Consider the following 23,671-nt stretch of genomic DNA (forward strand, 5'->3'; position numbering starts at 1 on the left):
AGCATGCCGCATCGACACGAAATTCAAAGGAGGAGCCGGAAATGGCCAAAGCAAAGCAACGCAATCTTGACGATCTGTTTTACGACACTTTGAAAGATATCTACTATGCCGAACGCAAAATTCTCAAGGCGCTTCCCAAAATGGCGCGCGCGGCCAACGATGAAAAGCTGAAAGCTGCGTTTGAAACCCACCGCGATCAGACCGAAACCCATGTCGAGCGCCTGCAGCAATGTTTCGAATTGCTTGGAAAACGCGCGCAAGGCAAAACCTGCGACGCCATCGAGGGGATCCTTGCCGAAGGCGAAGAGATCATGGAGGAATTTTCCGACAGCGTTGCGCTTGACGCAGGCCTGATCTCTGCCGCCCAGGCAGTCGAGCATTATGAGATCACCCGTTACGGCACACTCAAGCGCTGGGCAGAAACTCTCGGCCACAAGGATATCGCCAAGCTTCTTGATGCAACACTGCAGGAAGAAGGTCAGACGGACAAGGATCTGACATCACTGGCAGAAACCTCGGCGAACGGTACGGCGCAGGCCGCCTGACAGGGACCGGGCTAGAGACCGGGCATGTCGCATTGTTTGGTGGTCAGGAACACCGTGCGGGACCGCGATTTGCGGTCCCATAGTTGCAAAGGGAGGCAAAATGGCTTGTGTGAGCGGACTTTTCGACAGCTTTGACGAGGCCTATGACGCGATGACCGCACTGCGGCAAGGCGGTATAGGTGCCGAGCATTTAAGCCTGATCACCAACAACATGGTATTGCAGGCGAACCGGGAAGCGAAGCTATCCACCACCCGGACATCGGATGCGTCTCAAAGCGATGCTGCAGCGCCAGTGTCGCCACCTCCGGACAGCCATGCCTTTGAAGCCCTGGGCATTATGACCTTGCCCGGTATTGGTGAAGTGGCCGCTATCGGCTGGGTGACGGCCGCGCTGGTAGGGGTGGCCGGTTCAACCCAAAATGCAATGCAGCCCGCAAGCCTCGTCAACACACTGCAACAAAATGACGTTTCTGAGCGAATGGCTGAAACCTATAGCGAAGCTCTGCGTCGCGGAAGCACGCTGCTGCTCATTCGCTGTGCAAAGGCGGAGATCGCCCAGGTCGAAGCGCTGCTCGATGAATGGGGCAGTGTCAAAATCGACGAGCGCCGCGATGCCTATGTGGCGGAGGGCTGGATCACCTTTGATCGCACCATGCCAGCCTTGACCTTCGAAGAGATCGAACGGGATCGCCGCACAAGAGGGCTCGTGCGATGAAAAAGATTGATCCGGACAAAGCCCGTCAGGGTCCCAAAGGCAGGTCCGTGCTCCTTGTCCTTCTGACAAGCCTGATCCTCGCCCTGCTTGTCTGGGGTGCAGTCGAATTCTACGGGCAGATGCACCCGGGACGCGGTTTCATGGATGATGACGCAACGCCGCCAGCCTCCACACCGTCGCAAACGCCGCCTTCTGCAAGCGGTCGTCAATAAGAGGTTTGATCAGCGATGTCTGTCTTTGTCAGGCCGCAGCTTCTGCTTGCGTCCCATGATATCCAGGCTTCACGTGCATCATAACACCGCTTCTTGCCTCAGCCTTGCCGGCTTTTCCGATCCATTCTCGCGATAGGCGCACCGCGGTCTTCCGACCATCCCGACAAGATGACGGACTTGAAGGCAAAGGGCACCGCGTGCTGATCGCAGGCAACAGGCAAAGGAAACTGATCGTTCGTCCGTCACCCATTGTCGGCAAGCGCATACGAACTCTTCAACAATGTCTTGGCTGTTGCCAACGGGCTTTCCCGTCGCTCAGCCCTCGTATAGCGCCGATCATCTGCAGCGGCAAAAGCCGCGAGCGCGTTAATCGTGAACTATATTACAGTGGCATTTGCGGAACATCCCCCTCCCCGCACGGTTAGACTCCCATCACCCACGATAAATTCCAGCCACCAAGAATAAATGGGGAGGAAATCACGATGGAACAAAATCATAACCAGGGCAGTAGCCACCAACAACATGTCAAGGCTGGCCAGCAGAGTCTCAAAAACACCGGCAAACACGCCAGCAAAAGCGACGATAACAAACAGAATGTGTCATCGTCACCTGGCGGCAGCCATGAACTGCATGTCAAGGCCGGTCAACAAAGCCATAAAAATTCATAGTGTTAAAAGGGCAGCGTCCGCTGCCCGAACCGGGCCTTACCCGGAAAGGCTGGACCAATGTTATCCAGATCGCCTAATCATAATGCGTCCGACCCCGTGCTTGAACCAGATCAACTGGTCGCCATGATTCCTGCTTTGCGGGCCTTCGCGCGTAAATTCTACCGTGAAAGAGAGGACGTCGAGGATCTCGTTCAGGAAACACTCGTCAAAGCAATCGCCAATCGCAGCAAATACGTCCCTTACGCGCCGCTGAAATCGTGGTTGTTTACCATCATGCGCAACACATTCTGCACGCGCATTCGGATTCAAACCCGCGAAGCGCCCGGACTTAATGACTGCATTTCGCAGGATATGGTGGTCAAACCGTCCCAGCAATACGCACTCGAAGCGCATGAGGTCCAACTGGCCCTCGAGACATTGTCAGACAAGTATCAGGAGGTTCTCGCTCTGGTGGTTTTTGAAGGCAAGTCCTATCAACGCACCGCTGAGCTCTGTGACTGCTCTGTCGGCACCGTCAAGAGCCGACTGCATCGCGCTCGCCAACAGTTACACATGATCGTGGACGGGTGATCGTTGAAATGACTGCGGCGCGGAAAACTTCTCGCGCGTGGCTTGCAAATTGCAATCAACCATGGCCAACTCTCTGTAATGGTTCAATCAAAGCGTTGCTCCCCGCATCTTTATCGCGGCAAGAAATTACTGATCTTCGAGGAAAGTTTCCTGCTGAGCGAGGAAGCAAAGACGAAGCTTATGGCGCTCGGCGCCTCCATTCTGGGACCCGTCGATAGCGCGAAAAGCATCCTCGCTTATCTGGCGAGCGAAACCGTCGACGCGGTGATACTGGATGTCACAATCGAACCGGAAATCGTCCTGCCGGTTATTTCAGCGCTGGAAACTCATCATATTCCCTTCATATTCGCGTTATCGAGCCATCCAGGGCTTAATGGGCAGCGCTTTGCCGGCTTTGTGTTAAGCGCCGCTGACGACGATCTTGCAACCATCGCCACCGCATTGTTCGGACAACCTTCCCTGATGCACTGACCGCGGTCGTAGCAAGAAATGCAGCCAGCCATTGCTGCAAAGCCTTCATCAACTTGCAGCTTGCCTTGCGACATTGTCTTAACGCCGCCCAAACTACACTTCGACTTTGGCGCAGGCACGTGTTTGTCTGCTATCGTACAGAAAAACCACGCCGGATCAGGGTGTTATAGATTGTTCCTCGTCGAATAGAATCGAGGGGGCGATGTGGTGCGGAGCGCGTTCCAGGCCCAAAGTAGGATACATGGACGGCGTCAGACAATTGCAGAACCGAATACTCAACAGCCTGCCCCCCGATATATTTTGCGAAATCATTCCATCTCTTGAGCCCGTCACCCTGGAGCGCGGCCAGGTGATCGTCACCGCGGATCAACCGATCGATTACCTCTATTTCCTTTGCAGAGGTATCGGTTCCGTCATTACAGTTTCTTCAAGCGGTCAACTTGCTGAAGCCGGCATGGTCGGGCGCGAAGGATTTGGCCCAACTTCGCTTGCCGTTGGCGCCCAGAAAAGCATCCACCAGATTGTGATGCAGGTCGGCGGCTACGGCCACCGGATGACGGCGCGCGCCGCACGCCGCCATATTGAGCGCCACAGCCTGTTCGCCAATCTGCTCGCCCGTTACCTTCAAAGCTTTTCCTCGCAGGTCTCCTACACGGTCTGGGCCAATGTCAATTTAACCATTCATGAGCGGTTGGCGCGCTGGCTGCTGATGACCCATGACAGGACCGATGGCGACGAAATCATCCTCACGCATGACTTTATCGCGCTTATGCTTGGTGTCAGGCGCCCAAGCATCACCACCAGCCTGCATATGCTGGAGGGAAAGAAACTGGTGCGCTCTGAACGGGGACGAATTACCATTCGCGACAGAAAGGGATTGGAGGAATTTGCAGGCGAAGCCTATGGCAAGCCTGAGGAGGAATATAATGAACTCTTCGGCACAAAGCTTTGAGCGAGGAAAAAACCTCTACCGCCTCGCCACATATGCGCAAATACCGTGCAAAGCCTTGATCACGGCCCGCCTGCGCGAAGCGCGCATTTCCTCTCTATAACAGGCACCTTGCTCGCCGGGGCTCCGCCAAACCTACAGCGTTGCTTGAAGAACGCGGTTTGTCTTTGCCCCGCGCCAGCCGGTCGGCTTCTTCACAACCGATCGAACTGCACCTCCCTCGATGCGCTTTGCGCCAAGAGCAGGATCGACCAACGTCTCATGAGCCGCCAGCCTGTTTGACTGCGTGCTCGACCCGCTTCACGCTGGCTGGACGCTTGCTTCTGAGCGCAGATCCTGCATCAGACGACGATATTCCTGTTCTGCCCAGCCATAGGCACCACCGGCATAGGCCTCAAGCGCTTTGCGGTCTCGGATCACAATATTGTTTCGCAACGAGCGGATAAGCCCCAGTCCCTCCAGCACGTGAAGTGACGTCGTGACACTGGGTCGCCGCACAGCAAGCATGATGGAGAGAAACTCGTGCGTCAGCGCAATTTCTGAGCCTGAAATGCGGTCATCACACATCAAAAGCCAGCGCGCCAGACGCTGATTGATCTCGTGAATGGCGTTCGTCACCGCAGTTGAAGCCAGTTGCACCGAAAAGGCTTCGATCGCGCGGATCATCACCTTGGCAAAGCTGCGGCTCGTCTCCATCTGCTCTCGGAACCTGCGATAGGCCACCGCATAGCCCTGTCCCGCCACCTGCATGGTGACATCATAGGAACTGGTCTCGACACCTGCGACGGCGGATGTTGGCACATATCCATCCAGTCCAAACAGCCCAGCTTCTGCGCGGTGACCCTCCTTCGTGGTCACGATCACCGAACCAATGCCCGCGGTTAGAAAATAGACGGTTTCGATTTCCTGGCCGGCTTGCGCCAGTATATGCCCGCGGGGAAGTTCGACATAGCGCGCATGCCCGGCAATCGCATCGTAATCGGCTTGAGGAAGCAGGGACAGCAGCCGATTTTCCATATTTTGCAGCTCGGGAAATGTCATTTCTACTTTGCCTTGTCTTGCCGCCTTTAAAGCAAAACAAAGGCCTCCGGCTTTTGTTCCACCCACAGCCGATCATCACTGGCATACATCAACGCCGCTTTCGTACGCTAGCGGACAAAAAAGGACCGCATCCCGATATAGGCTATGCTGAACGAAGATCACCGATCGGTGATCATCACATCGAGGAGATTGCCGTGCCCCTGTTTAACGAAGCGAGCAGAATTTACGCGCCAGATGAGATCGACTTTCTAAGAAACTGCGTCGCTCTTGCTTCCCTGAAACTCTCCAGCACGCAACTCGACGAAACCGTTCTGGCGGAGCGTATCTTACGGCTCTATGAAAGTGGTCTGCGTGATGCCTCGACAATCTGTGATCTGGCAGTTCGTTTGATCAATCCAGCAAACGAAAGCGCAGACATCTTCGCCGCAAATGGCAATGCTCCGCATGAAATCGACCTGCTTCCCGAATAAGCAATCTGTTAAGACGCTGTGTTCAGATCGGATTCCAGCTGCATGCGGGCCCGACACAGACGGCTTTTTATCGTGCCAATTGTGCAACCGCTCTCTGTCGCCGCATGTTCATAACTCAAGCCATTGAAGACTACCAAATCAATGACATTGCGATGCCTTGCTGAGAGCTTGCTGTAAGCGCGGCCCACGTCCTGCAGTTCGATCGCCATTTCCTGCGGAGCGCTGATCGTTGGGCCCGTTTCATCCAGCAAAGGTGTTTCGCGACGCGCGCGTTTAATCCGGCTGCAAAAGCTGTTCTTCATGATGGTGAACAACCACGATTTGAGCGAGCCATAAGGCTGGTATTTATCCCGGTTTTTCAGGGCTTTGACCAAGGTCTCCTGAACGAGATCCTCTGCATCGGCGGATTGGCGACATAACGATCGCGCAAACTGGGTCAAAGCGGGCAGAAGTTGCATCAACGCATCTTCGAAATCTGGCTGTGATAACATCATCTCTCTCCCTGCCCCGCCTGGGATTTAAGGCGTGAACCGCGCTTTGGTTCCGGGAGAGCAACCCACCGTACGATAGCGTACACGAATGATCGTTATCGCGTTTCAGCGAGAGCTGCTGCGGTTCAAAACCTTTAACGGCGGCTACGCTCTAAAAGGCGGGAACGAAAATGGATTGGCGGAGTTTGGTGGGTGAACCAGCGGCCCGGTGAGCGCAGGAACCCTCCATCATTCCAACTGGTCGCCTGATTGTTGAGAAAGCGTGAGATCAAGATGCTGCCTGAAACCGGGATTACCAAAGGAACCCTCCGTGCTGGAAGCATGCATCTTTGCATCGATATGCAGAAATTGTTTGGGCCCGGCGCGCCCTGGCATGTGCCGTGGGCGGAGGCGGTTCTCCCCAATATTATCAGAGCTTGCGAGATTTTTGGCGAGCGAACAATCTTCACACGGTTTATTCCACCCCAGTCTCCAGACGACGCCATCGGCGCCTGGAAACGCTATTATTATAAATGGCAGAACGTGACGCTTGAACGCCTTGATCGTGATCTGCTCAATCTTGTTGACCCCTTGCAACGTTTCGTCCCGCCGGCAACGATTCTGGACAAGGCTGTCTACTCACCCTGGACGCAAGGCCTGCTGCAGAAACTCCTGTATAAAAAACGTGTCCACACTTTGATTGTCAGTGGAGCCGAAACCGATCTCTGCGTGCTCGCAACCCTTCTTGGCGCGGTGGATCGCGGCTATCGCGTCATTCTGGTGACCGATGCCGTCTGCAGCACATCCGATGCAAGCCATGATGCAATCCTCGCGCTTTGTCACCAGAGGCTCACAGAACAACTGGAACTGACGACAACACAACAACTGATTGATGCGTGGTGAACGCGCGTTTGAGAGAGGATGAAAAACATGCAATGGAACAATGCCGTTATTGTCAGGAAATCGGAGGGCTTGCATCAGGCTGTCGCAAGCGTTGCTGAAGCGGAAGCCCTGCTGCTCGACGATTGGCAAATCTTTGAATTGGAAAGTCTCGGCAATGCCCTCAAAGCTTGCCTGCTGTGCAACCATGACGAAAACAGCACGCGGACAGCCCGTACAGCTTTCGAAACTGCTGCCCGGTGTTCCGGCATTCTGATGCAGCAATCCTATTGAGACGAACTGCGCATTTTTGGGCCGTTTTCGCAAAACCCATGACAATTTGCGAAAGAAAATTAGCTGCGGCTCAAAACGGGTGAAGGGCATCCCAGTCTGCTGCGCAACCCGTGATTCATACAAATATCAGTGGCTCATCAAAGAGCTAATCGATTGACAGCTTCCGCGCGATAGCCTTCGGTTCCACCAATCTGCAAGCGGAGAGCAGGCGATCCTGGATTGATCGGGTCTGGCGGAATTTCTACCGGCTGCGGAACATCGGGAGCAGGGTCCGGGCGATCGGGAATATCAGGACCAAGCGGTTCGGGTAAAATATCTGGCTGCTGCTCAGGCACGCTTGCCGGCGGAATATCCGGTATCTCAGGCTTTGGTTGCGGTGGTTGAGGGGGTGAACTCGCATGGGCTGGACGCAAGAATGGTTGGTAGGTCATTATTCGCTCCTCGTTTCTGCAATGCCCAACCCGGCCGAACCCTCTTTGTTCCAATCAAATTGATAGCTTCACAACACCTCTCAGATTTTAGAGCCATCCACAGCCGGCCCGCTGATCGAAAGCCTGAAGCCAGCACCGCCTTCCATTCGCGCTATTTCTGTGCTCTTGCGCCGCCTCTCAAATGCCTGTCATTGGAGCGTCGCTCACAAAAACCGCCCGCCGTTTCCTCAGTCCCAGAGCAAAGTGAACTGTTCCGCGCAACGCGTTTGCCGGGCAGCCACGTGATGGCCGACACCCTCCCGAGCAGTTGACAGCGATGTCTTAAGCGCCAAAAGTGGTTCAGGGGTCAATATAGCTTTCCACGCGCAGCTTCAGATCTTGATTGCGCGGATCTTTTGCAAAGAACAGCGCACCCTTGGTCTGGGCCTTCGATGCAACATAATCAAATGTCGCTTCGGCCTGCTCGCCACCCCCTTTCTGTTCGCCCACAATTCCGACAACGCGCACCTGGGCGGCGCTTGATCGTGTCAGATTGAATACAGAGAATGCGACACGATACCCATTTTCGACCGCGCTAAAATTCGTCACGTCAACACGGAAATCAGCTTTGTCTGGTTGATACTGATAGCTTTGATATCCCAGAAAGCCGAGCAGTGCGACAATGAGCAGGGCGGATAACGCGCCTGCAAGCCACTCACTCCAATGGACTTCCGCCCTCTTTGAATCAGACTTCGTGCTGTTGGCTCTCTTGTTCATGTCACCGCCTCATAAAACCAGACGGGCAGACGCCGCGCCGATTGCTGCCGGAAACGACAGCACAATAATCGTTGTCACCATTTGCGTAAAAGAGGCTTCATCCAGCCGTTCAAAGGTCCATAATGTATAGGCACTGGTCGCAAAGGCCAGCAGATAGCCGGGCAGCGTGAAACGAATGAGCGAATTCCACCACGGCGCTCCTTCCTTTACCCCATGTCCACCTTTGAAATGGACGCTATAGACAAAGCCATGCATGATGGCGATCGACGAAAGCAGGATCAGCGCAGTTTGAAGGGGGACAATCTTATAGGCAATCAGGATCATCTCCTCGGTGGGGGCCACATTCAATCCCAAAAATAGCGCTCCAACGACCATCATGAACAATTCGTTGAAATAGCCGCTTTCTCCCTCATATTCGCCGGCCTCTTCGTCATCCTCCTCTGAGCGTATCCCCAGTTGGCTTCGACCAAGCAAGGCCCCAATACTGGCGGGCACAGCCTGAAGGGCAATCATCGCAACCATATGCTCAAACGGCAATTCGGGGCTCAACAGACCAAACAGCCAGAGGATCATCCCGCTCAACACGATGCCGAGCGCCAAGGCGATCGCCGCATCCCTTAGCGTCTGTGTCCAGGTGGTCATCCGCTCAAAACCGATCCGATAGGCAAGCCCCACCAGCAACGGGATGTTCAACAGGCAGAGCAACAACAACCGCAAAGGATTGGCATAAAGACCGAGCTCCCACATTTCCATCGTCATCAGCATCGGCAGCGCAAACAACAGCGCGCCGCCCAGACCGCGCGCCAGGCCTGTAAAAAAGTCGGGGTGGATCTTGGGAGAAGAAACGGTTGACGTGGAACGCACAATTAACACCTCATCATTGCGACCAGACAAATCTGAAACTGCCTTCACGGCAACATGTTCCCGCAGCCACCCGTGCGCACCATCCCGGCAATTATTCTTTGTCGTTTTGGAAGTTTTTTGGAACTTAAACCAAGGGCGGTAGTTCGGTAAGTGTAGACATTACATCAGTGGAGAAAAACCATGAAAATCAGCGTTTTAGCGCTCGCTGGCGCTTGCCTTGTCGCGCCATCTCTTGCCTTTGCTCAGGATAGTGGTGCCACTTCACCGGAAACACCAGCCGTCTCGACCCCCGACAGCAAAAACCCGGATGCACCGGTTAAGGGTGCCAACAGCTTCACCGAAGATCAGGCCCAAAGCCGTATTGAAGAAGCTGGCTACAAAGATGTCACCGGTTTGAAGCTCCGTGAGGATGGCGTCTGGGAAGCCTCGGCGATGAAGGGCACTGAAAAGCTGGATGTCCAGCTTGATTACCAGGGCAACGTCACCAAGAAGGCGATGTGACCCCATTCCCCTCACACCAATAGCTTTATGAACAAGGGAGAAGAATATGCGAACTGTAACTGGACTTTTTGATAGCTATTCCGCAGCTCAGGACGCTGTTGCGCGTCTGGAAAGCGCGGGCTTTCCTTCCGACGATATTTCGATCGTCTCCCATCATGATGAAAAAGAAAGCAATGCTGGCTCCGGAGCAGGTGTTGGCGCAGGGCTTGGTGCAGCCGTCGGCGGTGCTGGCGGGCTCCTCGCCGGCCTCGGCATCATGGCCATTCCCGGCGTCGGTCCCGTGGTGGCTGCCGGTTGGCTCGCAGCCACTCTGACCGGCGCTGTGGGTGGTGCCGTGGTTGGCGGCGTGGCGGGCGGCCTGATTGGCGCCCTCACCGAAAGCGGCGTCTCGGAGGACGACGCGCATGTCTACGCAGAAAGCGTGCGTCGTGGCGGCTCGCTGGTCACTGCACGCGTCGATGACGAGCGCTATGCAGAAGCGGATGCTATCCTGGCTGGCACCAGCAGGGTTGATGTCGCCACGCGTCGCAAGCTTTACACCGAGGAAGGCTGGCAGCGCTTTGACGCCGATGCCGATCCTTACACGCCCGAGGAAGTCGAGCGCGAACGCAGTCGTTACTTGTAAGTGAGAGAGCGGGCGAAAGCCCGCTTTTTTCCTATTTGGAAGAAACGAATTGAGTTTCCATTTCTTCCTCATTCACAAAGGAAGAGAAAATGTCTGATAATCCCACCCTCCAGGATCCTCGAACGCTTTATCCGGCTCCGCCTTTTCCGCAACAACGCCAGCAAAGACCCGGCATTGCTGAAAAGATGCAACCCGAACCTGATCACGGTGAAAAATCCTATCAGGGCCACAATCGCTTGCAGGGGCGACGCGCTTTGATCACCGGCGGCGATTCCGGCATCGGCCGGGCTGCAGCGATCGCCTTTGCGCGTGAAGGTGCCGATGTGGCAATTTCCTATCTCCCGGAGGAAGAAGAGGACGCCCAGTCGGTCATCGCCTTGATCAGCGCTGAAGGCCGCAAAGCGGTTGCACTTCCAGGTGATATCAGCGACGAGGCCTGGTGCCGCGATATGGTCGCTCAGGCTGCGCTTAAGCTCGGTGGGCTCGACATCCTGGTTATCAATGCCGGACGCCAGCAGTTCCGTGCCGAGATTTCCGAACTGACCAGCGCGGATTTCGACAAAACCATGAAGACCAATCTTTACGCGCTGCATTGGATCGCTCAAACAGCAGCTCCATTGCTGCCCGCCGGTGCCGCAGTGATCACAACGGCATCAATCCAGGCCTATCAGCCCTCGGAAATCCTGCTTGATTATGCCACCACCAAGGCCGGTATCGTTGCCTACACCAAAGCCTTGGCCAAGCAGTTCATCAAAAAAGGCGTGCGTGTGAATGCCGTTGCACCGGGTCCCGTCTGGACGGTGCTGCAGCCTTCCGGTGGACAACCCGATGAGAAGGTGGTGCATTTTGGTGAGAACAGCGATTTCGGCCGGCCGGGTCAGCCGGTTGAACTGGCACCGATCTACGTGTTTCTGGCCTCCAAGGAAGCAAGCTTCATCAATGGTGAAGTCTATGGCGCCACCGGGGGCAAGGGCATCGGCTAGATCATGGCCCATGGTTATCCAAATGGGTATCCCAAAAGAAGGGGGGCCGACCGGCCCCCTTTTGCGTTGCGGGACACCCGAAAAGGGCGTTACGCGCACAAGCCAGTCAGGCCGGGATATCTCTGGATGCCAATACAAGCGAGCGGGAGTCGGCAATGCAGAAATGGCGCCGCCGCCCGGTCGGCCAAGATGGATAGCTAACATCAGTTTAATCCTAACCAGCTCCTCTGGCGGCCACCAAAAAGCTGTTGGCTGATTGAAAGCACCCCGCAAAAAGGTGATCATGGCGCCGTTGCCACCGCTTTTCCGCTATCAACGCTCAGCCATTGGGTCTCATCACAACCTTGATGCAGCCATCCTGTTTGTCGCGAAACCTCTTATAGGCCTCGGGGCCGTCTTCAAGACCGACGCGGTCCGTGATCAAAAAGGATGGGTCGATCTTTCCTTCTAAGATTAACTGCAACAACGGCTCGAGATAGCGCTGCACATGGGTTTGTCCTGTCTTCAAGGTGAGCCCCTTGCCGACCACCGCCCCCAGTGCCGTTGAAACTGCAGACCCTACGAATACCCCGGGAATCGACACTGTGCCACCCGGCCGACAAGCGAGAATTGCCTGGTTTAGGGCATATGGCCGTTCACTGGCGGTAAGGTTTGATTGGAGGGTTTCGATCACTCCGCCCGCTCCGTGACTTTCCATGCACACTGCTTCGATGACCGCATCCGGGCCCTGTCCGTTTGTCAGATCGATGATCTGCTGCTGAAGCTCTTCACTTGTATAATCCAACACCTCAGCCCCTGCCTGCCGGGCCAAGGCGAGCCGTTCGGGAATGGTGTCAATCGCTATTACTTTCTCCGCACCCAGGAGGAAGGCCGACTTGATTGCAAAAAGGCCAACGGGGCCACAGCCGAAAACCGCAACGCTCTGTCCTGGCCGAATGTCGCAATTCTCCGCCGCCATATATCCGGTTGGAAAAATGTCTGACAAAAAGAGAACCTGGTCATCGCTGAGCGCGTCCGGTATCACGACCGAGCCGACATCAGCGAAAGGCACCCGGAGATACTGCGCCTGCCCACCTGGAAAACGTCCGTAGAGTTCGGAGTAACCAAATAGACCGGCGGTTGGATAACCGATCTGCTTGGCCTGCATGGCAGCTTTCGGATTTGAACGTTCGCAGAGCGAAAAAAGCCCACTGCTACACATTCGACATGCGCCGCATGAAATCGTAAAAGGCACAACGATGCGGTCGCCTACTTTCAACTTGCTATTTCCTCTGCCCACCTCCACCACTTCGCCCATGGTTTCGTGGCCCATAATGTCGCCAGCATGCATCCCTGGTACAAAGCCACCATAAAGATGCAGGTCAGAGCCACAGATGGCACAGCTTGTCACCTTGATGATCGCATCGCGCTCATCCTGGATGATCGGATCGTCGACTTCCTCACAACGTATGTCGCCAGTACCGTGCCACGTTAACGCCTTCATTGTCTTCTCCCTGTGTCAAACCGCGGACATGCCGCTCAACGAGATGGCTTATCCCAAGCCCGCGTCTCGGTTCCCATTGTTGCTATTGTTATCATTTTCATCCCCCGAACCCGTCGGGGCGGCAACTGTTCCATCTGCGAAAGATTTTCTTCGGGTCGCAAAGCAAAGGGAACAAGTGCTTCTCAGCTAGGTTCGGCCATCAAAGCATCACGCCAGAAGGAGTGTCCCATGCGATATCGCGATATCAACCCACCCAATGACTGGGGCGAAGCGCCAGAGCCCGGCATTGCAGTCAAACCCTTGACCGAAATGTATCTATATGCCCTCCTTCCTCAGGAAGGGGCCGAGGGCCAGGATCGAGCCCCAATTTCAGGCGGGCGGCTGGTCGCGGCTGCGTCCGCCGCCGATGCGAGACTGGTCGCCGCCGAAACAGAATTCATGCCGGAAACAGAGCAGCATCTGAAGCCAGGCTTAAACCATAGTTCGGCCTTCCGCGACGAAAAGCTTTACCGTGTCCAGCAAATCGATCAACGGCCCATTGACGCGGCTCGGGGTCTGATCGCAACCGAGTTTGATGAGCAGTGCCAGTCATTTCTCTCGCTGCCCAATCCGCGCCGCTAGTCGCGAAAAGAACGGTTCTGTTGCGGGCACGTTTCGTGTTGGCGGGGGTTTGACGTTACGCAGGCTTGCCCTTGTGCTTTCGCAATGTGTTAGCCGGCTTTAACAACCAAGCCAGGCCCAAGCCAAGCCATTGAGGGCGGATGCATCTGGGGGTCCTATAAAGCCACCGCACCTATGAAAACACGCCGTGGAATGCGCAACAATCGTCCCATGCCCGGCCAATGAGAGTGATTGGAGTTCAAAACTGACGACACCAAAATATGCGCCTTCCGCGTTTCTCTAACGCAGGCGGAAGGCGCATGGCTTGTCACAATTTGACTGCGGTTTCACGCGCCCAGACACGCAATTTCGCGCAGGCCGCGTAAAAATGATGGATAGCATCCTCGTCCTCAAGAGACATCAGCCCATCATCCAGATCTGGATCGATACCGGCCAGATCAAGCAGCGGCACAGCTCCTTTGCTGAACGCTATGAATTTGCAGTGCGCAAAGGCATCGCCGACAAAATCGCGCGCCGTCGCTTCTCCGCATAAACGTTGCGCTGCCTCTTCGCTCAGCACAAGTGCGACAGCGTCGAACAGGACCGATGGACCGCCATCGATCATATAATCACCTTCAATCAAGCTGCCATCCTGGGCGACCACACCGCCAACCTTTGGTGCAATCACCTCAACGACCGCACCCTTGGCTTCGAAATGCTGCTTCAGACTGTTGAACAATTCGCGATCGCTGCCCGGACCAACGAGCACACCCAGTTTCCGACCGGCAAAGTCCGCGGGGCCATTCGAGACGATACTGAGCGCCGCCGACACTTCAAGATCCTTGCGCGGCGCGACAGCCGCATCGGCCGCCGCAGGCATGGTCTGCAGGCCAAGCTTATCAGCGACGGTGGTCGCCAGACCCTCATCAATGTTGAGAAGGTGTGACACCATTCTCTCCCGGATCCGAACATTTTCGCATCGGCTTAATTCAAACGTCACGGCAGCGGCGATATGGTGTTGTTCCACTTCGGTCTGACTGATGAAAAACTGGCGTGCCTGGCTATAGTGATCCGCAAAGCTTTCCGGGCGAAGCCGGAGCTTTTTTCCCTCTTCCTCCGCCGGATAGGTGGTGAAACCAGTCTGCGGATCTTCACGCGGCTCCTCCTCCCATGAATTGGGCTGATAATTGACCCGCCCCACCGGATTGCGCATCGCCATATGCCCATCCTGCTGAAAATGGTGGAATGGGCATTTGGGTGCGTTGATCGGCAGATGTGTGAAATTCGTGCTTCCCAGCCTCTTGAGCTGCGTATCGAGATAGGAAAAATTACGGCCCTGCAACAGGGGATCATTCGAGAAATCAATGCCCGGCGGCACATTCTGCGTCATGAACGCAACCTGCTCTGTCTCCGCAAAGAAATTGTCCGGCATCCGGTCCAACACCATGCGGCCAACCGGGATGGGCGCCAGGATCTCTTCCGGGATAATCTTGGTGGGATCGAGCACATCAAAATCAAATTGATCGGCGAATTGCTGATCGAATAATTGGAGATTGAGTTCCCATTCGGGGAAGTTTCCCGCAGAAATTGCGTCCCACAGATCACGACGGTGGAAATCGGGATCAGCCCCATTGATCTTGACTGCTTCGTTCCAAACAACCGACTGCATGCCCAATTTCGGTTTCCAGATAAATTTCACGAATGTGGATTCGCCCCTGGCATTGACCAGACGGAACGTGTGGACCCCAAATCCTTCCATGAAACGGAAAGAGCGCGGTATGGCGCGGTCAGACATCACCCACATTATCATATGCATGGATTCCGGCGTAAGGCTGATGAAATCCCAGAAATTGTCATGCGCGGATTGCGCTTGCGGGAAACCGCGATCCGGCTCCGGCTTCACCGCGTGAATGATGTCCGGGAATTTGATCGCGTCCTGAATGAAGAAGACCGGTATATTGTTGCCGACAAGATCCCAGTTTCCTTCCTGGGTGTAGAATTTGACGGCGAAACCGCGCACGTCCCGCGCCAGATCAAACGATCCTTTCGAGCCCGCCACCGTGGAAAAGCGGACAAAAACCGGCGTTTTCTCGCCAGCACGCTGAAAAAGATCTGCCCGTGTGTAGGCAGCCAGCGACGCATAATTCTCGAAATAGCCATGCGCGCCATATCCCCGTGCATGAACCACACGTTCGGGAATTCGCTCATGATCGAAATGAAAAATTTTCTCCCGAAAATGAAAATCCTCCATGAGAACCGGGCCGCGCGACCCGATCTTGAGACTGTTCTGATCGTCCGCTATCGGTACGCCGTGGGCGGTGGTCAGCCGCGCCTTGCCCTCCTCGACAGTCTGATGAAGCTCTCCTCCCGCCCCTCTTTGAAGCTTCTGGTCGTGAATCGTGGCGGTTGCTGGCTGGCTTTTCCTGGCTGGCATTCGCTCTCTCCCTTCAAGAACTGCGTGCCTAACCCGCCGATTGGTTCAAGGTTCCCTAATCTTTAAGACAAAGCCGCATTTCGCTGTCACATCCCACCCAGCCACGAGGTTCGGCGGACATCTCATCCCAAATTGCGACCAATGCAGTGGAGGGAGCGCGAAACATTTTGCAGTTGCTGTGGTTAGGTCAACCGCGACAATACCGATCCATAACCGGTCAATGGCGCGGGTATGGCCGCGCCCCGACACCAAGAAACAGTTGGGTGCACCCGGACTGTGCCGGTATAAACAACAAAGGAATCATCATGAGCAGCCGATCGCAGAAGCCGTTGAAAGCTCTCGCTCTCAACGCGACATTGAAAACGTCTGACAAGCAGTCCTCGACAAAAAAGCTGTTATCCTATGTCGAAACTGAGCTTCATCCGTTTGGTGTGGAAACCGAACATGTCCTTCTGACAGATTTTACCATCGCGCCTGGCGTCAGCTCGGATGAAGGTGGGGATGATCAATGGCCCGAGCTGCGACAGAAAATCGTCGAAGCCGATATTATTCTGATCGGCACGCCGATCTGGCTCGGCCAACCATCCAGCGTCTGCAAACGCGCTTTGGAACGTATGGACGCGTTTTTATCGGAAACCGATGACAAAAACCGCATGCCCTCCTACGGACGCGTCGCGGCTGTCGTTGTGGTAGGAAACGAGGACGGAGCGCATCATGTTTCGGCCGAGCTTTTTCAGGCGCTCAATGATGTTGGCTTCACATTGCCTGCCAACGCCGTCACCTACTGGGTGGGGGAGGCCATGCAGTCCACTAATTTTATCGATCTCGACGAAATCCCCGACGCCGTTGTGACCGCCACCAGGCTGCTGGCAGCCAATTGTGTTCACCTGGCTGCATGTTTGCGAAACAAGCCCTACCCGGGCTTCACGTGATACAGAGGTGAAACTCCGATAGCCGCTTTCTTAGCCGGAGCGCGATGTTGGGGTGGCCGTAACCATTACGTCAGTCTGCGGGCAGGCGGGCGGCTGACATAAGGACTTCCTGAAAGCCAAAACCGCCAGGCAACCTCCTGCGCCCGGCTGATCCCGATGCGCGGGCCTGTTTCAATGTGTGGATCCGCCTGTGAAGCGATGAGTTCGAACGGCTGATCAAAAAGTGGCGCGCCGTCAAGCTCAGCGGTAACCCCCATCGCCTGGGCAAGTTTCGCAGGCCCTGAGCACAAAGCCAACCCATTGCTGGTCCCTCTTCTTTGTTGCATGAAAGCAAGACCCTTGGCGGGTGCTAGCGCTCGCAACAAGACAGCAGAACCATCCAGGCAGACAAAGTTCAAACACCAATGCAGACCGTATATTCGATAGACATAAGCATGCCCAGGAGGTCCAAACATCGAACGATTTCTTCGGGTCTGGCCTTTGAAGCTGTGGGAGGCGGGATCCATCCGGTTATAGGCTTCGGTCTCCACAATCATGCCCCCAATTCCCTCGATCGTTAGTTCCCAGCCGATGAGCTGCGGTGCCACCACACTCGCATCGCGGGCAAAGAAAGATTGAAGATCATTATTTTTCAATGGGGAACATCTCCCTAAAACCGGCGGCGTTCCGTGTTAATTTGGCGCGAGGGGATTGCACGTTCGCGGCAAAACATCAGCTGTTCCGACGCTTCCTTGTTCCCTGGCTGCTGACCCTATAGCCCCCTCTGCCGAACCGCAATGGCTCACATTTCCTCATCGGTCGAGAAGTTTGCCTGTCAATTGGAGCGGCTTTCAAACGGGCTTGCGCGCCAATTCGCTGAATCAAAATTTTGAACGCCAAAGCGGAAGCGCGGCAATTGTGAAGACGCGCAATAAAAACTCTCCCAAAAGCCAAAGATTTATCTTCGCGCTTCCGCAACCAGCGCACGATCCAGATCGTCAGCCACGCGACCAAAGTCGCTCCTTTCCGATGTCATGCACGTTGCAGGCGGATGCTAGGGGAACAAAGCTGTTGCGCATTGGTTAGGGGCGTCTCCCACAACAGGAGATTGGACATGACAGAAGCAAAGAAAGGCTCGTCCGGTGGCTGCGTAGCGCCCATGCCATGGAGAGACAGGCGAAAACAATGATGTCCCGAATTAAAGAACTATCCGGTGCTGGCCGAAAGCATCCGGCAGCGTCCAACAAGCCTGCGCAACACGAGCCACAGCCTGCATGAGATTTTAAACGCGATCTTTATTTGCAAATGATGAAAACATGAAGGGAGTTTTAAACATGCCTGCCAAGTCAAAAGCGCAACAACAAGCAGCGGGTGCGGCCCTTGCCGCAAAGCGTGGTGACAAAGCCAAAGCAGAGCTTCGGGGAGCCTCGAAACAAATGGAAAACACGATGAGTAAAAAAGAGCTCGAGGAACTCGCTTCAACCAAACACAAGGGCAAGCCTTCGCATAAGAAAAAGCAATCATAAAACAATCCTGGCCGCGAACAGCCCGACGGCTGGCAGTTTAAAATAGGGACCAAGGATCAATTATCGATCAGGGTGTGTCGCGCTCCTACGCACTCGTTGAAGTTCGCGACGCCTAAATTGCCACAGGCTGTCGCCCGCCTTTCATTGTAGGAGGCATGACGTGTCATTTATCGAAATGCCAATAGATGACCTGTGCTAAAGCGGGTTCATTGCTTGCGGTGTTTCACATTATATTCCCGACATGCTTTGGCATCCTGTCCCGGCGCGCATTTCTTGAGCTTTTCTGCCTTGCGTTGCGCATCTTCCTGCTGCTCCTGCGGAGATTTTGGCGCCGGTTTGATGTCGGGTGGAACAGGTTTTGCGCCCGTAGTGGAATTGTTGCCAGGGACCTCGGGTTCTTGTCCACTTGATTGATTGGGAAGGCCGGATTCTTCCGCCGATACGGCGCTGGGCAGATGCCCGAGCGCCAGTGTGAAGAGGACCGCAGCAATGGTAGCAGGTTTCATAGTTCACTCCTTAGGCTGGACTAGCCTTGACTGCGCTTGCTCCCGACCTAACATCGCAGCGATTCGAATGTTCCGCGCCGCCTCTGGCAACGATAATCATTTTAGCTATAGCCCAAAACCTCCAGCCTCGATGGATTAGTCATTTTCCTGATCGACAACGCGTGAGTTGAAGCCTTCTGCGGACAATGGTCGCAACCAAACAATCACTGGCAGGGAAACAGAGCCTCATGATGCTTTTCGCTTTGCCTTCATCCGCTGACCTCACCATTTGCCCCAGACGAGAAGGATGACTGCGACCCCGAGCACTGCAGACAGCCCTATGGAAGCTGCATGAAGGCCGCTATCAAGCAGCGTGGAAAGCTTTGGCTTACTAAGGATATCTCGGCTCTGGATCATTTTAACACATTGAAATATCACCAGATAAGCAATCATTGCCAGAAGACCCGAGGTCCATGCAAAATCCTGCCCAGGCGTTGGGTTGCCCGGCACACCCAGAATCCACGGCAACAGCAGCAAACCGGATAGACAAGCGGCGAAACTGGCAAAGTAGCGTCTGAAGAAGCGAGGAACCATCTGAAATCCGGATCCGTTATTTTCCAATGAGTTGCTTATAGCAACAATGATGCAGTGGATGGAAACGACATCGTGACGGGCTCACAAATTCTGGCTCTGAACTCTAGAGATCAACCGGCTTGCCCGATCCTTCTTCTTCAAGTGTAACTGCGACATCCGCATTCGCCGAGAGCCTGACGCGCACATCACTTTCGATATCAGCAACAAATCCCAGCTCGATATAATGATGATGATCGCGGTGGCCTGGCAAATTATCGGTCTTTTTAAGTTTGATCCGGTTGCCCTCAAGCCGGTCAACGGTGCCAATATGCACACCATCTGCGCGGATAACCTCCATATTCTCATGAATTCGGTGTTGCATCGCTATTTCCTCCTCAAGCGAAATCGACACTTCTTCGAAATAGTGCATCATCGCAAAAAGGCGATGCCGAATGAAATTTCCCGGCTGATCAGGTAGCGGTTCCTGCTGATTGCTGATGCGCAGCCCCCGGATAGAAGTGCGACTTAATGACCAGAAAGCCTCAATGGCCGATGTTTTTTCCCAGCTTTTCGACGCAAAGATACTTGTCTGAAGAAATGGATCCGACTTTTTCCCGATATGAGGGCATTTTGAAACTTTCTCCCGCATGCCGAGTTAATGCAGGGGAGGAAACGGCGAATGGGTTGGTTCATCACAGCGGTCTCGATCGCGCTTTTTGCGTTAATCGTTTTCATGGTCATTTCGGAGCACCGCCGCAGATGATATTTCTCGACGTCGCTTTGTCGGATCAGACATTCCTGGTTGTTGGAGCCGTGATCGCAACAGCTCTCGCCTGCTTTTTGCTGTGGTGGTTGCCGCATTGATAATGCCCGCCCAGCCGGTTGAGTGTGGCAGTCTTTGCGCGGCTGGCATAGATGGAATGGCAGTACCCGAATTTTGCAGAGGGCGGGCAAAATAGCGTCGTCGGTTTGAACCGCATCGCATAAATGCCTATCTTGGCATGAGACTTCATAATTCTCGCTCGGGAGAGAGATGCCAGGATATTTACAGATAGCGATGATGATCGTCGGTATAGTCACATTTCCCGCGCTTGCAGCAACGGACTCGGAAGTGGTGACGGACCTGGCGAGCAAATGCCTGAGCTTGCCCCCCGACACCAGCTACAATCGAGCATCCGCGACCTTTGAAGTGAGCTACGACGCGAGTGGCAAGCTTACAAGGATCATCACAGTCGAATTTCAGCCCGTAAGGCAGGCCGGCGAAGCTTTCGCAATTGCCGCGCAAGATGCCATTTTGCAATGCGCCAGCCAGACGCGTGTGCAGTCACGAACCATTCGGGTGGTGCTGCGTTATTTCGAACAAAATTCCAATGGCCCGCTGATTATGAAAAAACCGCTCCGCTAGCCAAGCGCGCTTTTCCGCGCGCAATCGGGTCATGGATCGAAACGATTGGCCCCTCTTAATTCAATCAGCATCCTATCACCCTGATACCACGAACAGGCGGATCAATTGGCAGATGATGCCGATTTATTTTTGACTTTGTTTCTTGACAGGGAGTCCAGTCTCCTTACTTCACTCGTCATTCACATCCTGTGAACTGGAGGGACTTTAAATGCGTAAAATTGGACTGTGCCTGGTTGGACTGATGGCAATCTCCGGATGTACATCGACCGAAAAAGACCTCAGCGTTGGCACCGTTGCCGGTGCTGCGATTGGCGGTATCGCCGGTGGTGGACGCGGCGCTCTGATCGGTGCGGGAGCCGGCGCAGTCGGTGGCCTTCTTGTTCGCAATCTGCGCAATGGCAACTGCCAGTATCGCGATCGGCATGGCCGGATTTACACGGCACGCTGCCGCTAGAAGCAACTGGGCGGCGTTCAATCTCCGCCCAGCTGACCCATCTTCCAACACCGGATCATTTGAAACCGCCACAAGCCACAGCCAGACAACTGCGAGCTTTTAAACCGCTTTCCCCTCTTTACAGAACTGCCAGCCGTCTATCGCAAATGACGGCGAAGTGCATGATCGCCCGTCGCAAAATTGACGTTGCAGTGGGACTTTTGCGATCCGCATTCTTTTTTGAATCTTTGAAACCAAAAGCCTTGCGCTGCGTTTTTTCTTTCGCATCGCAGCCTTCGCTGCCCACCCATTATTGAAAAGGAATAGTCTCAATGGCAAACGAACCAGAAAACACTGTCGCCGATCAGATCAGCGAACTTCGTAGCCAGCTGAGCAGTCTGTCGTCGCAGCTTGCCGATCGACTGGGATCTGCAACCGACAAGGCTGACAACGCCTTGTCATCAGCCTCATCAGCCTTTGACGATGTTGCGTCCAGTGCGCGTTATCACGGGGAACGTGTCCTCAATGCGGCGCGAGAAAATCCCGGAGCCACCACCGCGACACTGGCAACTGTCGGTATTGTCGGTGTGCTGGCTGGTATGTTGCTTGGTCGTTGCCGTCGATAGAAGCGCGGTTTGACAAGACAATCGAAAAGGGCGGCATGCGCAGAACGCTCATAGCCGCCCTTAAGCTTGCCTGATCAGTCGCTATGGCGGCTCCGCGCAAGCGATCCAGGCTTTTATCACCTGGCTGCCATCGCTGGCCTGAGGCCGCAGGGCCAAGAACCGAACCTTTTCAGCGATTTTCTCAGCGCTTGAGCTGAGCCATTGAATTTTCACGGCGACCAGGGCGCCAAGGGCGCGCTTCAATCTAGCGCGCTTTTTGCTGGGATACCCATAATATCTTGCTTGCGTCGACATGGAGGTCGCGCGCAGCGCGCAGCGCCCTTTTTTTAAGGCTTTGCGTGAGTTTGGATTGACGCGACAACACCCAGAAATACTTATTTGGGTTGGGACCCACAACAATTGCCCATTGATAATCTTCATCCAGAGCAACAATATCGTAGCCGCCATAAAATGGTGGGAAGAACGAGACCTTCAGCGCCCCCACATCCTTTGTCTCGACGAACTTCGCTTTGCCAATCGCTTCCCGAACCTTTCCCTTGGCCGGATCATAGCCCGCATTCACAACCCTTATCGTACCGTCACGATTAAGCGAATATTGGGCCGTTGTGTCAGTCATTCCGCGTTCGAAGCGGTTCTCGATGCGACCAAGTTCATACCACTTGCCAAGATAGCGGGTTGCATCGAAATTGCGGACCGGGACAATTCCAGCCTGTCTGTTGACAGATTTGGCGTAACCGGCACAGCCAACCAGGGCAACGAGAGAAACCAGAGCGAATATTCGATATTTCATGGGGCCACCTATTGCTATCCTCTCCGCACCAATTAGCGTTGCCGCGTTCGTTTTCAACGGGATGGCGCAACGCGCTCGGATAACCACGTCTCCACCCATCAACACCGCAATCAGCGCCAATCGCTTTTTGCGAAAGAGGCAACAACGTGCGTCAGGAGCAATTGGCTTCATTGAGCCGGCAGCCAATCCAGGGCGGCCAGCTCCTTTCTCCTCGGCTGATATGCTCCCTCCGAATTGGAGTTGTTGCCATTTGAAAATCGTGATGGAGTTGCATGCGCTTGTCTCCTGCCTTTCAAGCGCTTGCTCCGGACTGGGTTGGCTGCGATGTTTACACAACCGTCCGGAGCAACCTCAGACCTATTCTGCCTGTTCGCGTCTCGCTTGTGAGCTGCCTGGGCCTTGCACCACCTCAATTAGCAAGCGGTCCGGCAGGAATTTTGATCATTTCCTGTAGCCCTCCCTTGTGCGGCACTTCTATTCTCCCTCGCGTAATAGCTGGCGATATATTGGGATGTTCTTTCGCAGTGCTCTCGGCTTACTCTTTGCCGCATTTTTCAACGAGATCGCTTATGAATCACTTTGTAAAATCTATGTCAGCCACGCTGATGCTCCCTGTCTTGTCTTCCACCTGTGCCGCGCAGGCCTGTAATTCAACGGTGCTGACGGTCAAGGACTGGTCCGTTATCGAAAGCAGGCACCCAAACCGGACGTCTGGAAACCATCATTCAATCCAATGCCTCACAAAAAACTAACCGTGATAAACGCTTCGATCGTTTTTGAAGACGCCGAAGGCGACATGTTATTTTCATCCTATATTGATCAGGGCCTAACCCTAGCACCCCACGAGACACACGGATTTCAGGCAACCATTATGAAGGCGGAAGCGCTTTATCACCTGCGCAAACAAACGGTGAAAGCCAGCGTCTGCATGAGATCCCTGAAATATAGTGATGGTCGTATC

32 protein-coding genes are annotated in these 23,671 nt (G+C 54.6%); 20 read left to right on the forward strand and 12 right to left on the reverse strand.

The annotated features are described in order from the left end of the window. Positions 1-41 precede the first annotated feature (41 nt). The 7 genes from RT142_RS10695 to RT142_RS10725 all read left to right on the forward strand — a co-directional run bounded on the left by RT142_RS10695 (position 42) and on the right by RT142_RS10725 (position 4,133). Complete coding sequence (locus tag RT142_RS10695) at positions 42-545, forward strand: ferritin-like domain-containing protein (protein WP_313028569.1); 504 nt, start codon at positions 42-44, stop codon at positions 543-545. Positions 546-645: 100 nt separating this feature from the next. Then, positions 646-1,260, forward strand: a complete 615-nt coding sequence (locus RT142_RS10700) for a hypothetical protein (protein ID WP_094544067.1) — start codon at positions 646-648, stop codon at positions 1,258-1,260. Beyond that, positions 1,257-1,472: a hypothetical protein gene (locus tag RT142_RS10705; protein ID WP_313028572.1), complete on the forward strand. Its 216-nt coding sequence runs from the start codon at positions 1,257-1,259 to the stop codon at positions 1,470-1,472. The genes RT142_RS10700 and RT142_RS10705 overlap by 4 nt, the downstream gene beginning before the upstream one ends. Before the next feature lie 482 nt (positions 1,473-1,954). Then, positions 1,955-2,140: a hypothetical protein gene (locus RT142_RS10710; protein ID WP_313028573.1), complete on the forward strand. Its 186-nt coding sequence runs from the start codon at positions 1,955-1,957 to the stop codon at positions 2,138-2,140. A 57-nt stretch (positions 2,141-2,197) separates the two neighbouring features. Further along, positions 2,198-2,710: a sigma-70 family RNA polymerase sigma factor gene (locus RT142_RS10715; RefSeq protein WP_313028575.1), complete on the forward strand. Its 513-nt coding sequence runs from the start codon at positions 2,198-2,200 to the stop codon at positions 2,708-2,710. 42 nt (positions 2,711-2,752) lie between these two features. Continuing rightward, positions 2,753-3,181 carry a transcriptional regulator gene (locus tag RT142_RS10720; protein ID WP_171380487.1) on the forward strand — a complete coding sequence of 143 codons (429 nt, stop codon included), beginning with the start codon at positions 2,753-2,755 and terminating at the stop codon, positions 3,179-3,181. A 241-nt stretch (positions 3,182-3,422) separates the two neighbouring features. Next, complete coding sequence (locus RT142_RS10725; RefSeq protein ID WP_039861179.1) at positions 3,423-4,133, forward strand: Crp/Fnr family transcriptional regulator; 711 nt, start codon at positions 3,423-3,425, stop codon at positions 4,131-4,133. A 297-nt stretch (positions 4,134-4,430) separates the two neighbouring features. On the opposite strand, the gene RT142_RS10730 is transcribed toward RT142_RS10725, so the two are convergent. Then, the gene (locus RT142_RS10730; protein WP_313028577.1) at positions 4,431-5,171 is read right to left on the reverse strand and encodes a Crp/Fnr family transcriptional regulator; all 741 of its coding nucleotides are present in this window, start codon (positions 5,169-5,171) and stop codon (positions 4,431-4,433) included. A gap of 194 nt (positions 5,172-5,365) precedes the next feature. On the opposite strand from RT142_RS10730, the gene RT142_RS10735 reads away from it, so the two are divergent. Continuing rightward, complete coding sequence (locus RT142_RS10735) at positions 5,366-5,641, forward strand: hypothetical protein (protein WP_143853409.1); 276 nt, start codon at positions 5,366-5,368, stop codon at positions 5,639-5,641. A gap of 8 nt (positions 5,642-5,649) precedes the next feature. On the opposite strand, the gene RT142_RS10740 is transcribed toward RT142_RS10735, so the two are convergent. Then, entirely contained in the window at positions 5,650-6,135 is a 486-nt protein-coding gene (locus tag RT142_RS10740; RefSeq protein ID WP_313028578.1) for a sigma-70 family RNA polymerase sigma factor, read from the reverse strand. Positions 6,136-6,405: 270 nt separating this feature from the next. Between RT142_RS10740 and RT142_RS10745 the strand changes: the two genes are divergently transcribed. Together RT142_RS10745 and RT142_RS10750 are read left to right on the forward strand one after the other, a co-directional pair. Continuing rightward, complete coding sequence (locus RT142_RS10745) at positions 6,406-7,014, forward strand: isochorismatase family cysteine hydrolase (protein ID WP_313028580.1); 609 nt, start codon at positions 6,406-6,408, stop codon at positions 7,012-7,014. 27 nt (positions 7,015-7,041) lie between these two features. After that, positions 7,042-7,284, forward strand: coding sequence for a DUF982 domain-containing protein (locus RT142_RS10750; RefSeq protein ID WP_313028581.1), 243 nt, complete (start codon positions 7,042-7,044; stop codon positions 7,282-7,284). Between the two features lie 137 nt (positions 7,285-7,421). On the opposite strand, the gene RT142_RS10755 is transcribed toward RT142_RS10750, so the two are convergent. The 3 genes from RT142_RS10755 to RT142_RS10765 form a co-directional block, all read right to left on the reverse strand. Beyond that, positions 7,422-7,715 carry a hypothetical protein gene (locus RT142_RS10755; protein ID WP_313028582.1) on the reverse strand — a complete coding sequence of 98 codons (294 nt, stop codon included), beginning with the start codon at positions 7,713-7,715 and terminating at the stop codon, positions 7,422-7,424. A 339-nt stretch (positions 7,716-8,054) separates the two neighbouring features. Then, on the reverse strand, positions 8,055-8,471 hold the full coding sequence (locus RT142_RS10760; RefSeq protein WP_313028583.1) for a TIGR02588 family protein: 417 nt from the start codon (positions 8,469-8,471) through the stop codon (positions 8,055-8,057). A gap of 9 nt (positions 8,472-8,480) precedes the next feature. Next, the gene (locus tag RT142_RS10765) at positions 8,481-9,338 is read right to left on the reverse strand and encodes a TIGR02587 family membrane protein (RefSeq protein ID WP_313028708.1); all 858 of its coding nucleotides are present in this window, start codon (positions 9,336-9,338) and stop codon (positions 8,481-8,483) included. A gap of 177 nt (positions 9,339-9,515) precedes the next feature. On the opposite strand from RT142_RS10765, the gene RT142_RS10770 reads away from it, so the two are divergent. The 3 genes from RT142_RS10770 (at position 9,516) to RT142_RS10780 (ending at position 11,444) form a co-directional block, all read left to right on the forward strand. Further along, on the forward strand, positions 9,516-9,836 hold the full coding sequence (locus RT142_RS10770) for a PepSY domain-containing protein (protein ID WP_313028585.1): 321 nt from the start codon (positions 9,516-9,518) through the stop codon (positions 9,834-9,836). Between the two features lie 46 nt (positions 9,837-9,882). Next, the gene (locus tag RT142_RS10775) at positions 9,883-10,461 is read left to right on the forward strand and encodes a general stress protein (RefSeq protein WP_007881216.1); all 579 of its coding nucleotides are present in this window, start codon (positions 9,883-9,885) and stop codon (positions 10,459-10,461) included. An 89-nt stretch (positions 10,462-10,550) separates the two neighbouring features. Then, a complete protein-coding gene (locus RT142_RS10780) occupies positions 10,551-11,444 on the forward strand; it encodes an SDR family oxidoreductase (protein ID WP_105520336.1) in 894 nt (297 codons plus the stop codon). Between the two features lie 319 nt (positions 11,445-11,763). Here RT142_RS10780 and RT142_RS10785 read toward each other — a convergent pair whose 3' ends face one another. Then, entirely contained in the window at positions 11,764-12,927 is a 1,164-nt protein-coding gene (locus tag RT142_RS10785) for a zinc-dependent alcohol dehydrogenase (protein WP_313028587.1), read from the reverse strand. Positions 12,928-13,155: 228 nt separating this feature from the next. Here RT142_RS10785 and RT142_RS10790 point away from each other — a divergent pair, with 228 nt between their 5' ends. Continuing rightward, complete coding sequence (locus RT142_RS10790) at positions 13,156-13,548, forward strand: hypothetical protein (RefSeq protein ID WP_313028589.1); 393 nt, start codon at positions 13,156-13,158, stop codon at positions 13,546-13,548. Between the two features lie 307 nt (positions 13,549-13,855). Here the strand turns inward: RT142_RS10790 and RT142_RS10795 are convergent, their stop codons facing one another. Beyond that, positions 13,856-15,961, reverse strand: coding sequence for a catalase (locus RT142_RS10795; RefSeq protein ID WP_313028591.1), 2,106 nt, complete (start codon positions 15,959-15,961; stop codon positions 13,856-13,858). 305 nt (positions 15,962-16,266) lie between these two features. Here RT142_RS10795 and RT142_RS10800 point away from each other — a divergent pair, with 305 nt between their 5' ends. Then, positions 16,267-16,893, forward strand: coding sequence for an NAD(P)H-dependent oxidoreductase (locus RT142_RS10800; protein WP_313028592.1), 627 nt, complete (start codon positions 16,267-16,269; stop codon positions 16,891-16,893). Positions 16,894-16,958: 65 nt separating this feature from the next. Here RT142_RS10800 and RT142_RS10805 read toward each other — a convergent pair whose 3' ends face one another. Further along, on the reverse strand, positions 16,959-17,528 hold the full coding sequence (locus tag RT142_RS10805; protein WP_105520341.1) for a DNA-3-methyladenine glycosylase: 570 nt from the start codon (positions 17,526-17,528) through the stop codon (positions 16,959-16,961). A gap of 678 nt (positions 17,529-18,206) precedes the next feature. On the opposite strand from RT142_RS10805, the gene RT142_RS10810 reads away from it, so the two are divergent. Further along, a complete protein-coding gene (locus RT142_RS10810; protein WP_113159495.1) occupies positions 18,207-18,398 on the forward strand; it encodes a DUF3008 family protein in 192 nt (63 codons plus the stop codon). 206 nt (positions 18,399-18,604) lie between these two features. Here RT142_RS10810 and RT142_RS10815 read toward each other — a convergent pair whose 3' ends face one another. The 3 genes from RT142_RS10815 to RT142_RS10825 all read right to left on the reverse strand — a co-directional run bounded on the left by RT142_RS10815 (position 18,605) and on the right by RT142_RS10825 (position 19,838). Next, positions 18,605-18,904: a hypothetical protein gene (locus tag RT142_RS10815; protein WP_313028594.1), complete on the reverse strand. Its 300-nt coding sequence runs from the start codon at positions 18,902-18,904 to the stop codon at positions 18,605-18,607. A gap of 261 nt (positions 18,905-19,165) precedes the next feature. Further along, entirely contained in the window at positions 19,166-19,477 is a 312-nt protein-coding gene (locus tag RT142_RS10820) for a hypothetical protein (RefSeq protein ID WP_007881227.1), read from the reverse strand. Between the two features lie 103 nt (positions 19,478-19,580). Continuing rightward, positions 19,581-19,838, reverse strand: coding sequence for a DUF2171 domain-containing protein (locus RT142_RS10825; RefSeq protein ID WP_313028597.1), 258 nt, complete (start codon positions 19,836-19,838; stop codon positions 19,581-19,583). A gap of 146 nt (positions 19,839-19,984) precedes the next feature. On the opposite strand from RT142_RS10825, the gene RT142_RS10830 reads away from it, so the two are divergent. The 4 genes from RT142_RS10830 to RT142_RS10845 all read left to right on the forward strand — a co-directional run bounded on the left by RT142_RS10830 (position 19,985) and on the right by RT142_RS10845 (position 21,920). Beyond that, positions 19,985-20,320: a hypothetical protein gene (locus tag RT142_RS10830; protein WP_152425734.1), complete on the forward strand. Its 336-nt coding sequence runs from the start codon at positions 19,985-19,987 to the stop codon at positions 20,318-20,320. 169 nt (positions 20,321-20,489) lie between these two features. After that, the gene (locus RT142_RS10835) at positions 20,490-20,861 is read left to right on the forward strand and encodes a hypothetical protein (protein ID WP_105520343.1); all 372 of its coding nucleotides are present in this window, start codon (positions 20,490-20,492) and stop codon (positions 20,859-20,861) included. A 208-nt stretch (positions 20,862-21,069) separates the two neighbouring features. Continuing rightward, on the forward strand, positions 21,070-21,315 hold the full coding sequence (locus RT142_RS10840; RefSeq protein ID WP_007881230.1) for a YMGG-like glycine zipper-containing protein: 246 nt from the start codon (positions 21,070-21,072) through the stop codon (positions 21,313-21,315). Positions 21,316-21,626: 311 nt separating this feature from the next. Continuing rightward, complete coding sequence (locus RT142_RS10845; protein ID WP_007881231.1) at positions 21,627-21,920, forward strand: hypothetical protein; 294 nt, start codon at positions 21,627-21,629, stop codon at positions 21,918-21,920. 244 nt (positions 21,921-22,164) lie between these two features. Here the strand turns inward: RT142_RS10845 and RT142_RS10850 are convergent, their stop codons facing one another. Next, the gene (locus RT142_RS10850) at positions 22,165-22,710 is read right to left on the reverse strand and encodes a lipocalin family protein (RefSeq protein WP_007881235.1); all 546 of its coding nucleotides are present in this window, start codon (positions 22,708-22,710) and stop codon (positions 22,165-22,167) included. Positions 22,711-23,671 lie beyond the last annotated feature (961 nt).

Source organism: Brucella sp. (assembly GCF_032066345.1).
GTDB lineage: Bacteria > Pseudomonadota > Alphaproteobacteria > Rhizobiales > Rhizobiaceae > Brucella > Brucella pseudogrignonensis.